Below are 14,481 nucleotides of genomic sequence, written 5' to 3'. Positions count from 1 at the left end.
ATTCTTAAAGGATTGTCGGGTATATGCCAGTTCTTTGAAAATGAAAATTCCTTTTTGTCTTTCCGGCACAATTTGACCGAAGGCGTGCTCAGCGTGAAAGATGTGGAGAGAAGAGAGTATGGCGATTTTCAGACTCCTGATGAGTTAACTGATTTGATATGTTCATTTTTATCTGAGCATGAAACGCAACCGTTTTCTATCATTGAGCCAACTTTCGGCAAAGGTTCTTTTATTCTGTCATCTTTGAACTATTTTGATTCAGTTAAAAAAATTGTTGGCGTTGAGATATATGAAGAATATATCTGGGAAACAAAATTTAAAATTTTAGCATATTTTTTGGATAACGCTGAAAAGAAAAAACCTGAAATAATTCTTTACCAAGGTGATATTTTTAAGTTTGATCTGAAGGTGGTCTTCCGGAAGATTGCAGAACCCGTTCTTGTGTTAGGCAATCCGCCCTGGGTGACAAATTCTGAATTGAGCACTCTGAATTCAGAAAATTTGCCGCTGAAGCGAAATTTAAAAAAGCTCAACGGATTGGAAGCAATAACCGGTAAGGGTAACTTTGACATCGGTGAGTATATTTCACTACTTATGTTAGAAAATTTTAGCCAATTAAAGGGAAAAATGGCTTTTCTAATAAAGAATGCCGTAATTAAAAATCTTGTTCACGATTTACAAAAGTTCGGTTATACAATATCAGATATTGGATCTTATCACATAAACGCTAAACAATTTTTCAACGCTGCTGTTGATGCTTCGCTTTTTACGTGTAATTTGGGGAATAAAGGGGAAAAAATTATTTGCGAATATTTCGAGGGAATTAATACTGAAAAAAAAATAAATGAGTTTGGATGGTTGGACGGTAAATTTATTTCTGATATTCGCGCTTATAAGAAGAATTCCAAATATGACGGGATTTCACCTTTTGAATGGCGGCAAGGTGTTAAGCATGATAGTTCAAAAGTTTTTGAGTTGATTCGGAAAGAGGGCTATTTTGAGAATGGTCTGGGAGAAAAAGTTGATATTGAAGGTGAACTGGTCTATGGGCTGTTAAAAAGTTCTGACTTGAAGGACAAGATAATCGATAAAACGAGAAAATTTGTCATCATTACTCAACACACTATTGGTGAAAGCACACATTATATTCAGGATAAATATCCCAGGCTATATGAATATTTGATGTCGCACAAGAAAATAATTGACAATAGAAAATCATCTATTTATAAAAATAAACCACCGTTTTCAATATTCGGGATTGGGGAATATTCATTTAAGCCTTATAAAATTGCGATTTCCGGTCTCTATAAGAAGCCATTTTTTGCATTACTCTTGCCGGATAATAATAAACCAATTATGCTGGACGATACATGCTATTTTTTGGGTTTTGATGATTTGGAAACTGCGCTTTTTACATGGTGCATTTTGACCGATGAGGTTACCTTTGAGTTGTTAAATTCTATTGCATTTCTTGAGGCTAAGAGACCTTACACAAAAGAAATATTAATGCGAATTGCAATAAACAAAATTGCGCAAGACGAAACTTTTGATGAGATTACTGAAAAGATAAATAGCTTGAATTTCGAGAGAGGGCAAGAATTGTCTTATAGCTCATGGGAGCAGTACTTGTCATTATTTAAGAAAAACGAAAAAAAGAATGATCAACTTTTTCTATTTGAGTCCAGCGGTTAGAGTTGCACTGACAGCGTCGTATTGAACCATTTTTTTCAATTTTTGGACTTTTGTCAATTAAGAGATACGAGAAACGCAAAACTACTTATTTGGAGGTTTCTCTTCATGAAAAAATATTTTGCAATTGGTTTGATCTTTACGATGAGCCTGATCATCGCCTGCAATGAAACGCAGGAACCGACCATGGCAAAGGAGAAGGCGCGCGAATACGCCAATGAGCTTTACAACCGACAGCTTTTCAAACAATCGGCTGAAGCTTACATCAGCTATTTGAAAAATTACAAATTGGACGACAAACAGCAGGCGAACGTCAGCTACACCGTCGGCGATATCTTTTTTGAACGGTTGCGCGATTATGAAAATGCCATGACTTATTACATTCGGGCGAAGTATTTCAATCCGGGCAAAGATTTGAAGCGTTCCATCGATCAGAAAATTATTGCCTGTCAGGAACGACTGGGCCACCCCGAAGAGGCGCAGCAGACATTGAGCGAAGCGACCAGTCTGGAGCCGGAAAAAGTGAAGAAAAAAAGACCCGGCGCGGTTGTGGCGTTAATCGGCGCCAAACAAATTACGCAGGGCGATATCGATTTCGAGTTGAGTCAATTGCCGCAATCCATCCGCAACCAGTACCAGAGCAAAGACAAGAAAGTCGAATTTTTGAAACAGTACATTTTGACCGAATTGCTTTTTGATTCCGCAAAAAGAAAAGGATTGGACAAAGACAGCGAAGTGATCGATGCGGCGTTTCAAGCGAAAAAGCAAATTATGGTGCAAAAACTGTTGCAGCAGGAGATTGAGCAAAAAGTGAAAATTGATCCCGAAGACGTTCAGCTTTATTATCAGGCTAATAAAGATAAGTACGTTCAAAAAGATAAAGACGGCAACGTCGTTCGCCAGCTCAGTTTCAATGAAGTGCAGCAACAAGTTGCCAGAGATCTGACGATGGAAAGGCAGCAGCAGGTTTACGAGGAGCTGGTTCAAAAACTGATGCAGGCAGAAGGCGTCAAAATCTACGACGACAGGCTGAAATAGAATTGGTGTGAACAGAAAAAATCTCAATGCATTTGTTAAGGAAAGCAGGAATGCGAAGAATTTGTCAGATTGGCATATTTGTTTTGAGCATATTTTTGGCGAACATCGCCGCCGGCGCCACGGGTAAGGTGACGCTCATCGCGAAAGTGGACAAAAACCGCATCCGCATCGGCGATTTAATAAAATACACAATTTTAGTGACTTACGACGACAGCGTGAAAATTGAGATGCCGACGCTGGGCGCGAACCTGGGCGCGTTCGAAATCCGCGATTACGAAGACGTTAAACCTGAGAAAAAAGACGGCGTCGTGACACAGAAACGCGAGTACGTCATTTCTACGTTTGACGTCGGCGATTACGAAATTCCGCCGGTGACGGTGCGCTATTCTTTGCCCGGAGACACGACGTGGCAGGCTTTAACCACGGAGAAATTGAAAATCACCGTGGAGAGTATGAAACCGAGCGAGGAAGGCGACATCCGCGATATCAAGCCGCCCCTGGAGATTCCGCGCGATTGGTGGCGTTTGGCGCGCTGGATTGGCGCAGGCATCGTGGTGCTCATTATTCTGGGTCTGATTTTGTATTACATCAAGCGTCGCCGGCAGGGAAAGCCGCTGCTGCCGCGCCGGGAAAAGCCGAAACGTCCGCCGCACGAGATTGCGCTGGAAGAATTGGAGAAGTTGAAAAAAGAGCAGTTGCTGGAAAAGGGCGAAGTCAAACAATTTTACAGCCGAATTTCCGACATCATCCGTCGTTATTTTGAAAATCGCTTTTTCATTCCGGCGTTGGAAATGACCACCGGCCAGTTGATGGACGTCATGGGCGAGGCGGAAATCGAGCCGGAAGTCATTGAGATTGCGGAAAAGTTTTTGAGTTTGTGCGATCTGGTTAAGTTTGCCAAATATATTCCTGTGAGCGAAGAGAATGAAAGTGCGATGGATTTTGCATTTCAGATTGTGGAAATGACGAAAATCATTATCGAGCCGGAAGCGGAAACCGCTGCTGAAGAACAAATTGAAGAGCCGGCTGAAGAAGGCGAGTTAGAAGAAACTCCTGTGGAAGAAAGTGAACCATCCTCCGGGATTTCGGAACGGGAGGAGGAGTAGGAAATGTTTCGATTTGCGAATCCTGAATTTCTGATTTTATTGGTGATTATTCCAATTTTAACCTATTGGTATCTCAAACGAAAAAAGCAGTCCTCGGCGACAATTCGTTTTTCCAATTTAAATAATTTGAAACAGATCAGTTCCACGCCAACGCGGCGTTATCGGCATATTTTGTTTGTGTTGAGGATGTTGGTCATTGCTTTGCTGATCGTTGCTTTTGCCAGGCCACAATCGTCCAGTAAAGAGGAAAAAGTAATCACCGAAGGCATCGACATCGTGCTGGCAATGGATGTGTCCAGCAGTATGCTTGCCGAAGATCTGGACCGGCACAAAAATCGGCTGGAAGTGGCGAAAGAAGTGGCGACGGATTTCATCAAGGGAAGAACGAATGACCGCATCGGCATGGTTGTTTTTTCCGGGAAAAGTTACACTCAGTGTCCGCTGACGCTGGACTACGGCATTCTGATTAAATTTTTGGATGAGATAAAAATCGGCATGATCGAAGACGGCACTGCCATCGGCATGGCGCTGGCGACGTGCGTGAATCGGCTGAAAAACAGCAAGGCGAAAAGTAAGGTCGTGATTTTGCTCACCGACGGCAGAAATAACCGTGGCGAGATCGATCCCATTACCGCGGCGCAAATTGCGAAGACGTTCAAAATTCGTGTTTACACCATCGGCGCGGGCAGTCGCGGGCAGGCAATGTATCCCATCGACGATCCGTTTCTGGGGAAGCGTTACGTGCCAATGCAAGTGGACATTGACGAGGAATTACTGAACAAAATCGCCGACATCACCGGCGGAAAATATTTTCGCGCCACGGATAAAAAATCGCTGGAAAAAGTTTACCACGATATTGGCGAAATGGAAAAGACGAAAATTGAGATCAAAGAATTCACTCGTTACACGGAAAAATTTGTAAATTACGTACTGGCGGCGTTGGCGTTGTTGCTTCTGGAAATAGTTCTTGCCAACACTCGATTTAGAAAAATACCGTGACGGAATTGGTAAGCGAACAAAGGTGAGAGTCGAATCATGTTTCGGTTTTATAATCAAATATATTTGTATTTGCTGGCGCTCATTCCCATCTTGATCGTGTTCTACGTTTTTGTTTTCCGCTGGAAAAAAAAGGCGATGGAACGATTCGGGAATCTGGAATTGATTAAAAAATTGACGGAATCATTCAGCAAAAATCGTCAGATTTTGAAGGCTGCGCTGATTATTCTAACGATTTTTTTTCTGATTTTTTCGCTGGCAAGACCCCAATTGGGATCAAAATTGGAACAGGCAAAACGGAAAGGCGTTGATATTTTTGTTGCCATCGATGTGTCGCTGTCCATGAAAGCCGAGGACATCAAACCCAACCGGCTGGAAAAGGCTAAACACGCGGTGAGTCGCTTCATCGATTTGCTGGAAGGGGATCGCATCGGTTTGATTGCTTTTGCTGGCGAGGCTTTTGTGCAATGCCCGCTGACGCTGGACTATGGCGCGGCGAAAAATTTTCTCGATATTATTGACACAGATCTTATTCCCACGCCGGGCACGGCGATCGGCAGCGCTATTTTGCAAGCGGTAAAAACTTTTGAGGGACGGGAACGGAAACATAAGGTTCTGGTGTTGATTACCGACGGCGAAGACCACGAAGGAGATCCGCTCAAGGCGGCAGAAGTCGCAGAAAAAGATGGCGTGGTAATTTATACGGTAGGAATCGGCTCGGTTAACGGCGTTCCCATTCCGCTGCACAACGAGTCCGGCAGAATTGTAGGTTTCAAGAAAGATCGCGAGGGGCAGGTGGTGACCAGCAAATTGGACGAAGTCACATTGCAAAAAATTGCGCTGCAAACCGGCGGAAAATACTATCGCGCTACCGGTAGCGAAAGCGAACTGGACAAAATTTACGGTGAGATTGCCAAAATGGAAAAGAAAGAATTAGCGTCGGTGAAATTTTCCCAGTACGAAGACCGCTACCAATATTTTCTGATTTTGGCCATTATTTTGCTCGTTGCAGAATTGCTCATTCCCGAGCGAAAAAAAGTGAAATCGGAGTGGAAAGGAAGGTTTTAAAATGAGACGGTTGACAGTATTAATTTTCGTGATGTTGATCCTTCCGACCATGCTGCCGGCGCAACCGGGAAGAAAACAGGTTCTGGAAGGAAATAAACTTTACGCCGAAAAAAAATTCGACAAGGCGAATAATAAGTATCGCGACGCTCAAATCGAGGATCCCAATAATCCTGTTATTCATTTTAATATCGGCAACGCTCTGTACCAAAAAAAGAAATATGAAGATGCGCAGAAAGATTTTGAAAAAAGCCTGTCCGTCGATGATGTCATGACGCAAGCTAAAGTTTACTACAACATGGGAAACGTGTTTTATCGCCTGGGCAAACTTCCCGAAAGCATTTTGGCGTACACTCAGGCGCTGAAGTTGAATCCGGAAGACGAAGACGCAAAATACAATCTGGAATTCGTTCGCAAAAAACTGAAAGAGCAAGCAAAGAAGCAGCCGCAGAATCAACAGCAGCAACAGAAGCAACAACAAAAACAGAAACAAGATCAGCAACAACAGAAAAAACAGCAACAGCAGAAACAGAAGCAAGAGCAGCAAAAACAGGAACAACAACAGCAGAAGCAACAGCAACAGCAACAAAATCAGCAAAAACAAAAAATGAGCAAAGAAGAAGCCGAGCGAATTTTGAATGCTTTGAACAAAGAAGACAAGGATTTACAGAAAAAACGAAAGGCAAAAAGCGCCGGAAAAATTCGCGTGGTGAAAGATTGGTAATTGGGAGTCAAAACCACGCATTTGAGGTTAACATTTCGGATCAAGAATATTAGAATAAATGAAGGCGTTTTTTCCCAGCTTAGCAATTTTTGAAATGGCTGGTTTTTAAGCCGTAAATCCATCAATGGGAATTGCAGAAGCCAACACTCAGCTTTAAATCATAACATTAAAGGTGTGTTGATGAAAAAGGAGTTTTTTTTCATAAAATTCATATTATTTTTTGTCATTTTTGCCGCATTCTCTTTGCACGCCGCTGACATTGTCGTAGAAAGTTCGCTGGATAACACACGCGTCGGATTGAATCAAAACTTTACGCTCACTGTAGATATCACCGGCCAAAAGGCCGGGGACGCCGGTAATCCGCAAATGCCTGATCTGAGCGATTTTGCAGTCTATTTGGGCAGTTCAGGCACGTCACAGAATATTCAGATCATCAACGGCGCCATGAGCGTGACAGTCTCCCACACCTATATTTTTCGTGCTGTCACATTGGGGAAATTTACCATTCCCGCCGTCTCCGTCAGCATGAACGGAAAAGAGTACCGTAGCAAGCCGATTGAAATCGAGATTGTTAAATCGAACGCGCCACAATCGCAGGGACAGACGCCGCGCCAGCGACAAAGTCAAAACCAAAATTCCAATAAAATTAATGCTGAAAATTTGTTTCTTCGCGTCATTGCCAATAAAAGAACTGCCTACGTCAACGAGCCGGTGATGGTCTCGTACAAATTGTACACGCGGGTGTCGGTCACGCAGTACGGCGTGAACAAATTACCCAACACCGCCGGGTTTTGGGCGGAAGAGTACGATTTAGGCAATCAGCCCAAGGTTTACGATGAAGTTTTTCGCGGCAAAAAGTACCGCGTCGCGGAGATCAAACGCATGGCGCTTTTCCCGACCGATGCCGGAAAGAAGACTATCAGCCCCATGGAAATCGAATGCAGTGTCCGCGTGCAGACGCGGCGTAGGTCGGTTTTTGACAGTTTTTTCGACGATCCGTTTTTTGGTCGTTCCGTCCACCAATTGGTGCAATCAAGACCATTGACAATAAATGTGTTATCGCTTCCTACCGCAGGAAAACCCGCTGATTTTTCCGGACTGGTGGGAAATTTTTCTATTTCTTCTTTCGTCGATAAAACCAACGTCAAAACCAATGACGCTATCTCGTTGAAAATAGAGATCGCCGGCAGCGGCAATATCAAGATGATCCCTGATCCGAAATTGGATTTGCCGGCTGACTTCGAGCAATATCCGCCGAAAGTCTCTCAGAAAATCAATCGCAACAATCAGGGGCTCTCCGGCAGCAAAACATTCGAATATGTGTTGGTGCCTCGTCATCCTGGCGAGCAGATCATCAAGCCGGTCAGTTTTTCTTATTTTGACGTGAGGACCAGGTCGTACCGCACCATTCGCACGAAAGAGATCAGAGTCCGCGTGGAGAAATCCGCCAACGATCTTGTCGCTTTCACGAGCACAAAAAACAAAGAAGATATTCAATATCTTGGCAAAGATATTCGTTACATTCAGTTGGGTGCGGCTGAGTGGAAAAAAATTACCAAGCCGCTCTTTCAGAGGTTCCCTTTTTATTTGATGCTGTTTTTGCCAGTGGTCGTCGTTTTCGCTTCTTTTCAATATCGTCAATATCTGGACAAATTGAGCGGCAATGTCGCCTATGCGCGCAGCAGAAAAGCGAACCGAATGGCGCAAAAGCGGTTGTCGCTGGCGAAGAAATATTTGAAAGAAGAGACACAGAAAGATTTTTACCGCGAAATCGCTAACGCATTATTAGGATTTATCGGGGACAAATTTAACGTGTCCGCCGCCGGCATCATCGCTGACGAAGTGGAAGAATTAATGCGCAACCGCGGCGTCGAGGATCGGGTTATCAAAAAATATATGGATTGCCTGCGCGTCTGCGACTATCAGCGATTTGCGCCAGCGACGGCGAAAATTGACGCGATGAAAAGATTCCTGAATGAGGCGAAACAGGCGATCGTCGAATTGGAAAAAATTGTCTGATTTTTCACTTTAGCTTGTAAAAATAAACCGAAGGCATTGGTGATAATGTTGCGCAATGGAAAATTTAGCCTACTTTTGATTTTGATTTTTGTGTCAATTATGACTTCCGCAGGCTTTGCGGATCACAATCAGTATTTGTTTGAACAGGGAAACAAGCTTTATCAGCAAGAGCAATTCCAAGAGGCGATTAAAAATTACGAATCAATACTGCACAATGGTTACGAAAGTTGGGCGCTGTACTACAATCTGGGAAACGCCTATTTTCGGCTGGGGAAATTGGGCAAGGCCATTCTCAATTTCGAACGCGCGTACCGCCTGAATCCTGACAACGAAGATGTCCTTTTTAATTTGAATCTGGCAAAAATGCGCGCTGTGGATAACATTCCGGTTCCGCCGTTAGCCGAATGGATGCAAAAAGTGAAATATGCGCTGAGTATGAGCGTCATAATTTGGTTGTTGCTTGGGTTCTATTTTTTAACGGCGATTTTGATCGCCATACGAATTTTGCTGCGCCAGCGGCTTTGGCAGCGGCTGACGAAAATTTTGCTTGTGCCCGCTGTCATCATTTTGCTCCTGTCGGGGTCGCTGTTTTATCTGCGCGCTCATGAGGAAACCTCTGTCAAGTATGCTATTCTTTTGGTGGAAAAAACGGACGCGCTCGGTTCGCCGGAAGAAGATGGAACGGTTTTGTTTTCTCTGCACGAAGGTGTAAAATTCAAGGTGGAATCGTACAACGACGGCTGGGCGAGAATTCGTCTGGCAAACGGCAGCGTCGGCTGGGTGAAGAAGGACGTGTTTGAAATTATTTAATGGAAAAGCACTGACAGGATAAATTTCTGTGATCAATCGCGATGAGAATTATCAGAAGACGATCCACGTTGCGACGATTGTCGCGTTGGCGATGACGATTTCTATTTTTGAATTATTCCCGACGCTGAATTGGGAAAAAAACGAAGAGCCGATCATTGTTGTCACATCTCTGCAAGTCGAAAATATTCCGATTACGCGACAGGGCACGCGCAAACCTCCGCCGCCGAAACCGGCTGTGCCCATTCCTTCCGATGATGAATTGATACCAGAGGACGTTACTATCGAAGAAACTGAGTTGGATTTGAACCTTTATTCTCCGCTGCAAGGCGAAGGGGGAATTTCCGGCGCTCCGTTTGTATTTCAACCCAGACCCATCTACGAAGTCATCCCCGAATATCCTCAAGAATTGCAAAGAAAAGGAATTCAGGGGCGTGTAAAGCTCCACATTCATGTCAATAAATATGGGTTTGTGGATCAGGTGGTGATATTAGAAAATACCTCAGGAAGTCCTATCTGCGCACGCGCGGCGAAAACTGCGGCGCTTCAGGGACGCTACGTCCCGGCAAAATCTCAAGGTAAACCCACTGATATTTGGATAACTCGCGTCTATTCTTTCGGCGTCTCCAAATAATTTGGCCGATGATGAAGGAGTTTCTCCCGATTGAAAAATAATTCTTGCAATTGTGCCAGGAAGCAATTAAATTAAATTATTAGTCGCTTGTTTTGCTAATGTTATCGGACAAGACATGAACAGTCAAAGAAACAGCGCGTTTGAAAAATTCAGTTTGCATTCGAATCCCATTGAGTTGACCAGTTCCGCAAACGGCCGGCAATATTGCGAGAATGTCGGCCAAAAAGCGGCAATATTAGGCCGCGATAACGGCCATTTTGAGGCGTGGGTTTTTCCGTTCAAAATAGTCAGTGAACTTCAATTTTCCGTTTTTATTCCGCGCTATCAAAAGTTGGTATCAGCCGCAGCGATTGCGCATCAGCTCATTAATCGTCCCGAGATGACGACGCTGATTTTCAGTCATGAAATTTTCACGATCCGGCTGCATTTGTTGACGCCATTGCAAGAGCCTGGGTGTTTGCTGTTGTTCGATGTGGACACGGACACCGATCTTGAGCTCTGGCTGCAATTTTCGCCTGAACTCCAGCCGATGTGGCCGGCGGGATTGGGCGGGCAATACACGAGTTGGTTAGATGAAATTCATGCCTATCTCATCGGCGAGGGCAGTCGACAATTTTACGGATTGATCGGCTCATTGCTGGCGGAACCCCATTCTGAAACCCCAGGCCACCAATTGCCGGACGAACTGATGAAATTCATCATTCCCGTCAACGGAGAAACAGCCGCAAAAAGAATTTTGCCGATTGCCGTCACCGGAAGCGCGAACAGCAGGGAAGAGGCGATTGAACGCTACAAACGATTATTTGCCTCCATTCCTGATTTGTACGAGAAAAATTTTGCTCACTATCAGAAATTACGACAGGATTTCGTCTCCATTGAAACCGGAGACGCTCAATTCGATCTGGCGTTTGAATGGGCGAAGATTGCTCTGGACAAGGGTTTTGTAGAAAATCCGCAATTAGGAGCCGGCATGGTTGCCGGATACGGAATTTCAGGAAATTCTCACCGTCCCGGTTTCGCCTGGTTTTTCGGCGGCGACACTTTCATCAATTCGTTCGCGATCAATAGCTACGGCGATTTTGAAAATTGCAAAAAGGCGCTGCGTTTTTTTCGCGATCGCCAGCGAAAAGACGGAAAGATTCCCCACGAGATCGCCCAAAGTGCGGCGCTCATCCCCTGGTTTGAAAAATATCCCTACGCTTTTTATCATGCCGACACCACGGCGTATTTCATCGTTGCCATGGCGGATTATCTGAGAAAAAGCGGAGACGTGGCTTTCGTGCGCGAGAGCTGGGACTCGATTGTAAAAGCGTTTCAGTTCTGCCTGTCTGCTGACGAGGATGAGGACGGACTGATGGAAAATAGCGCCGCCGGATTGGCGGCAATGGAGGTCGGAAAACTTTTGCCGAAAACCAAAATCGATATTTATTTGGCGTCGCTTTGGCTGGAAGCAATCAAGTCTCTGATGCAGATGAGTGAGATTTTGCAAAAAGAGAAATTGCACAGCGAGAGTGAACAGCTTTTCGCGCGTGCGCTTGCTTCATTTCGGAGTATTTTTTTAAACCCGGAAACGGGGACGCTCAATTTTTCACAGTTGCTCACCGGTGAGAAATTATCTGAATTGACGGTTTGGCAGGCGATCCCCTATTATTTTGGGCTTATTGAGCCGGACGATACTCTCAAACAAATGAGTCGGGCTGACATGTCCACTGATTGGGGTGTGCGCAGTTTGAGGACAAATAGCCAGTATTACGATCCGCTCAACTACAATAACGGAACTGTCTGGCCGTTCACTACCGGCTACGTTGCCGGCGCCCACTATCGCCAACATCGCATGTTGAACGGCTGGGAAAATTTAGCCGCGAACGCGGCGCTAACTTTCGTCGCCGAGCCTGGCTGGCAGGCGGAGCTCTTTTCGGGCGATTTTTTGCACGGTCTGGAAACGGCTGTTCCGCATCAATTATTTTCCGCGTGGGGAATTTTGAATCCTTTCTTTCACGGGCTGTTGGGATTGGAAATGAACGCCATGAAAAAAGAAGTCAAACTGTCGCCCCATTTGCCGTTTCACTGGGAAGAAGGAAGCATTCGAAACTTGCGCTGCGGCGAAGAAAAATTTGATCTGAACTGGCAACGGCAGGACGGAAAATTAATTTTTTCTTTTCAAAAGGAACCAGGGCAGCCGTTGCAAGTGCAATTTTCTCCGGCTTTGGCGCCCGGGACTCGAGTCGGCAACGTAAAATTGAACAATAAACAGCATGGGTTTGAAATGTGCGACTTCGGCGGTGACGTTCATTGTGAATTGAAATTCAGTTTAATGCAAAACGCAGTCGTAGAGATCGATTACTTTGCCGGTGTGGAAATTTTGCTGCCGTTCCCAAAGCTTCGGCAGGGCGAGCGTTCGCGGAGATTGAGATTTGTGAATTATGGATTTTCCGACGGCGTTTTTTTGCTGGAAATAGAAGGCGTTGGCGGTGAAATTTACGAGTTGAATTTGCGGACAGATTATCAAATTGTTCAAGTTGATGGGGCTAAATTGATCAACGAAGGTTCCGCCCTTCTGATTAAATTTGACGAAAAAAATAAAAACAAATATGAAACGAAAACAATTTATTTTCATCTAAAGAATAGCAGCAAGAAAAAATAGAGAAAAAAACTTGACTTTAAAAATTATTTAATTTATATTCATTACAAATTTAAATCGTTTCAAAATTGGAACTCCTTTTCTTTAACGGCGTTAATTGAAAAGGATGTTTTCTTTTGAATATCATTTTATAATATCAAAAATTGATAGAAGAAAGAGGTGTAAAAATGAGAGAAAAAATTGAAAAAGCATTAGATCAGATCCGGCCTTCTCTTCAGGCGGATGGCGGAAATGTGGAATTGATTTCCATTGATGACAACGGTGTTGTGAAAGTCAAACTTCAGGGCGCGTGTTACGGATGCCCGATGTCACAGATGACGCTGGAGTACGGTATTAAGCAGAGTTTGCAGCAATTGGTACCGGAAGTGACAGAAGTTATTTCAGTCTGATTTCAAGAGAATTTCCAACTTGTTTAAGTCAAATGCCGAACGGAATTTTCCTTACTTTTTAAAACATTTTATTAACGAACAATACTGGAAATTTGATTTTTGAGACGAAGACCATTTTGGTTGTTACAGTGAAAATTAATTTACAGGTTGAAAATTATGGGAAAAATTATTAACTTTGATCATGGAGCAGCGGCGCAAGTGCTTCCGGAAATAATGGAAAGTATGAAGCCATATTTTATTGAAAAATTTGGAAATCCATCCAGCGTGCACAATGTGGGTCAGGAAGCGAAACAGGCTGTGGGAAAAGCGCGCGAGCAAGTCGCGCAGTTGATAAACGCCGAAATCAATGAAATATTTTTTACCGCTTCCGGTAGCGAGTCGAATAATTTTGCCGTCAAAGGTGCAGCTTTTGCCAATCGCAAAAAAGGCAATCATATTGTTGTTTCGGCAATTGAGCATTTTTCGGTGCTGCAAGCCGCCAAGGCGTTGAAAAAAATGGGCTATGAAGTTACCGAAGTCCCGGTGGACTCGACGGGGTTGATCGACGCTGACGATGTGAAAAAAGCGATCACCGATGAGACGATTCTTGTTTCGGTGATGCATGCGAACAATGAAATCGGCACCATTGAGCCGATCAAAGAAATTTCCAAATTGACGCGCGATGCAGGTGTGCTTTTCCACACCGATGCGGTGCAGACGGCCGGGGTTATTCCGGTTGATGTGAAAGAGTTGGATGTCGATTTGTTGAGTTTTTCAGCGCAAACATTTTACGGACCTCAGGGCGCTGCCGGGATTTACATTCGCAAAGGAACGCGGATCAATCCGTTGATTGACGGCGGAATCCAGGAAGGCGGACGTCGCGCCGGGACGGAAAATGTGCCCGCGATTGTGGGAATGGGCGTTGCTGCGGAATTGGCGAAGAAAAATTTGCACCAGCGAGCCGAGCGTGTAAAAAAATTGCGCGATAAATTGATCGCCGGGATTGAGAATTCCATCGATCATGTCCATTTCCACGGACATCGCGAATGGCGATTGCCCAACAACGCCAGTCTGGGATTTGAGTTTATCGAAGGCGAATCCATTTTATTATTTTTAGGAATGAACGGAATTATCGCTTCCAGCGGCTCGGCGTGCACGTCCAAGGCATTGAAGGCGTCGCATGTGCTGATTGCTATCGGCGTGTCTCACGAAATTGCCAACGGCACGGTTTTGTTCACGCTGGGCGTTGACAATACGGAAGCGGACGTGGATTTATTATTGGAAAAATTGCCTCCGGTTGTTCAGCGGTTGCGCGAAATGTCGCCACTTTACAAATCGACATAATTATTTTATTTTAAAGAAAACAATTAACATAAAATTGAAAGGACCAGCCC

The 14,481-nt window shown here is 44.3% G+C and carries 12 protein-coding genes; all 12 read left to right on the top strand.

Annotation, left to right across the window (positions count from 1 at the left end):
• Nucleotides 1–93 precede the first annotated feature (93 nt).
• The 12 genes from GXO74_03980 to GXO74_03925 all read left to right on the top strand — a co-directional run bounded on the left by GXO74_03980 (nucleotide 94) and on the right by GXO74_03925 (nucleotide 14,431).
• A complete protein-coding gene (locus tag GXO74_03980) occupies nucleotides 94–1,692 on the top strand; it encodes an N-6 DNA methylase (protein NOZ60820.1) in 1,599 nt (532 codons plus the stop codon).
• 105 nt (nucleotides 1,693–1,797) lie between these two features.
• Complete coding sequence (locus tag GXO74_03975; GenBank protein NOZ60819.1) at nucleotides 1,798–2,727, top strand: hypothetical protein; 930 nt, start codon at nucleotides 1,798–1,800, stop codon at nucleotides 2,725–2,727.
• 50 nt (nucleotides 2,728–2,777) lie between these two features.
• The gene (locus GXO74_03970; protein NOZ60818.1) at nucleotides 2,778–3,833 is read left to right on the top strand and encodes a protein BatD; all 1,056 of its coding nucleotides are present in this window, start codon (nucleotides 2,778–2,780) and stop codon (nucleotides 3,831–3,833) included.
• A gap of 3 nt (nucleotides 3,834–3,836) precedes the next feature.
• Nucleotides 3,837–4,832 carry a VWA domain-containing protein gene (locus GXO74_03965; GenBank protein NOZ60817.1) on the top strand — a complete coding sequence of 332 codons (996 nt, stop codon included), beginning with the start codon at nucleotides 3,837–3,839 and terminating at the stop codon, nucleotides 4,830–4,832.
• Nucleotides 4,833–4,868: 36 nt separating this feature from the next.
• Complete coding sequence (locus GXO74_03960; protein NOZ60816.1) at nucleotides 4,869–5,897, top strand: VWA domain-containing protein; 1,029 nt, start codon at nucleotides 4,869–4,871, stop codon at nucleotides 5,895–5,897.
• 1 nt (nucleotide 5,898) lies between these two features.
• Nucleotides 5,899–6,618, top strand: a complete 720-nt coding sequence (locus tag GXO74_03955; protein ID NOZ60815.1) for a tetratricopeptide repeat protein — start codon at nucleotides 5,899–5,901, stop codon at nucleotides 6,616–6,618.
• A gap of 180 nt (nucleotides 6,619–6,798) precedes the next feature.
• Complete coding sequence (locus GXO74_03950; GenBank protein NOZ60814.1) at nucleotides 6,799–8,637, top strand: protein BatD; 1,839 nt, start codon at nucleotides 6,799–6,801, stop codon at nucleotides 8,635–8,637.
• A 99-nt stretch (nucleotides 8,638–8,736) separates the two neighbouring features.
• Entirely contained in the window at nucleotides 8,737–9,447 is a 711-nt protein-coding gene (locus GXO74_03945) for a tetratricopeptide repeat protein (protein NOZ60813.1), read from the top strand.
• Between the two features lie 28 nt (nucleotides 9,448–9,475).
• Complete coding sequence (locus tag GXO74_03940) at nucleotides 9,476–10,078, top strand: energy transducer TonB (GenBank protein ID NOZ60812.1); 603 nt, start codon at nucleotides 9,476–9,478, stop codon at nucleotides 10,076–10,078.
• Nucleotides 10,079–10,193: 115 nt separating this feature from the next.
• Complete coding sequence (locus tag GXO74_03935) at nucleotides 10,194–12,722, top strand: hypothetical protein (GenBank protein NOZ60811.1); 2,529 nt, start codon at nucleotides 10,194–10,196, stop codon at nucleotides 12,720–12,722.
• A gap of 164 nt (nucleotides 12,723–12,886) precedes the next feature.
• A complete protein-coding gene (locus GXO74_03930) occupies nucleotides 12,887–13,108 on the top strand; it encodes a NifU family protein (protein NOZ60810.1) in 222 nt (73 codons plus the stop codon).
• A gap of 153 nt (nucleotides 13,109–13,261) precedes the next feature.
• On the top strand, nucleotides 13,262–14,431 hold the full coding sequence (locus tag GXO74_03925; GenBank protein NOZ60809.1) for an aminotransferase class V-fold PLP-dependent enzyme: 1,170 nt from the start codon (nucleotides 13,262–13,264) through the stop codon (nucleotides 14,429–14,431).
• Nucleotides 14,432–14,481 lie beyond the last annotated feature (50 nt).

Source organism: Calditrichota bacterium (genome assembly GCA_013152715.1).
Classification (GTDB): domain Bacteria; phylum Zhuqueibacterota; class Zhuqueibacteria; order Thermofontimicrobiales; family Thermofontimicrobiaceae; genus 4484-87.
Note: the sequence above shows the minus strand (reverse complement) of the source record. Positions and strands in the feature narration are given on the sequence as shown.

Bases quoted from the DNA above. Each gene is read 5' to 3' on its own strand.
- GXO74_03965 (NOZ60817.1), top strand. From the start codon at position 3,837: ATGTTTCGATTTGCGAATCCTGAATTTCTGATTTTATTGGTGATTATT.
- GXO74_03945 (NOZ60813.1), top strand. From the start codon at position 8,737: ATGACTTCCGCAGGCTTTGCGGATCACAATCAGTATTTGTTTGAACAG.
- GXO74_03935 (NOZ60811.1), top strand. From the start codon at position 10,194: ATGAACAGTCAAAGAAACAGCGCGTTTGAAAAATTCAGTTTGCATTCG.
- GXO74_03955 (NOZ60815.1), top strand. From the start codon at position 5,899: ATGAGACGGTTGACAGTATTAATTTTCGTGATGTTGATCCTTCCGACC.
- GXO74_03930 (NOZ60810.1), top strand. From the start codon at position 12,887: ATGAGAGAAAAAATTGAAAAAGCATTAGATCAGATCCGGCCTTCTCTT.
- GXO74_03975 (NOZ60819.1), top strand. From the start codon at position 1,798: ATGAAAAAATATTTTGCAATTGGTTTGATCTTTACGATGAGCCTGATC.
- GXO74_03960 (NOZ60816.1), top strand. From the start codon at position 4,869: ATGTTTCGGTTTTATAATCAAATATATTTGTATTTGCTGGCGCTCATT.
- GXO74_03950 (NOZ60814.1), top strand. From the start codon at position 6,799: ATGAAAAAGGAGTTTTTTTTCATAAAATTCATATTATTTTTTGTCATT.
- GXO74_03970 (NOZ60818.1), top strand. From the start codon at position 2,778: ATGCGAAGAATTTGTCAGATTGGCATATTTGTTTTGAGCATATTTTTG.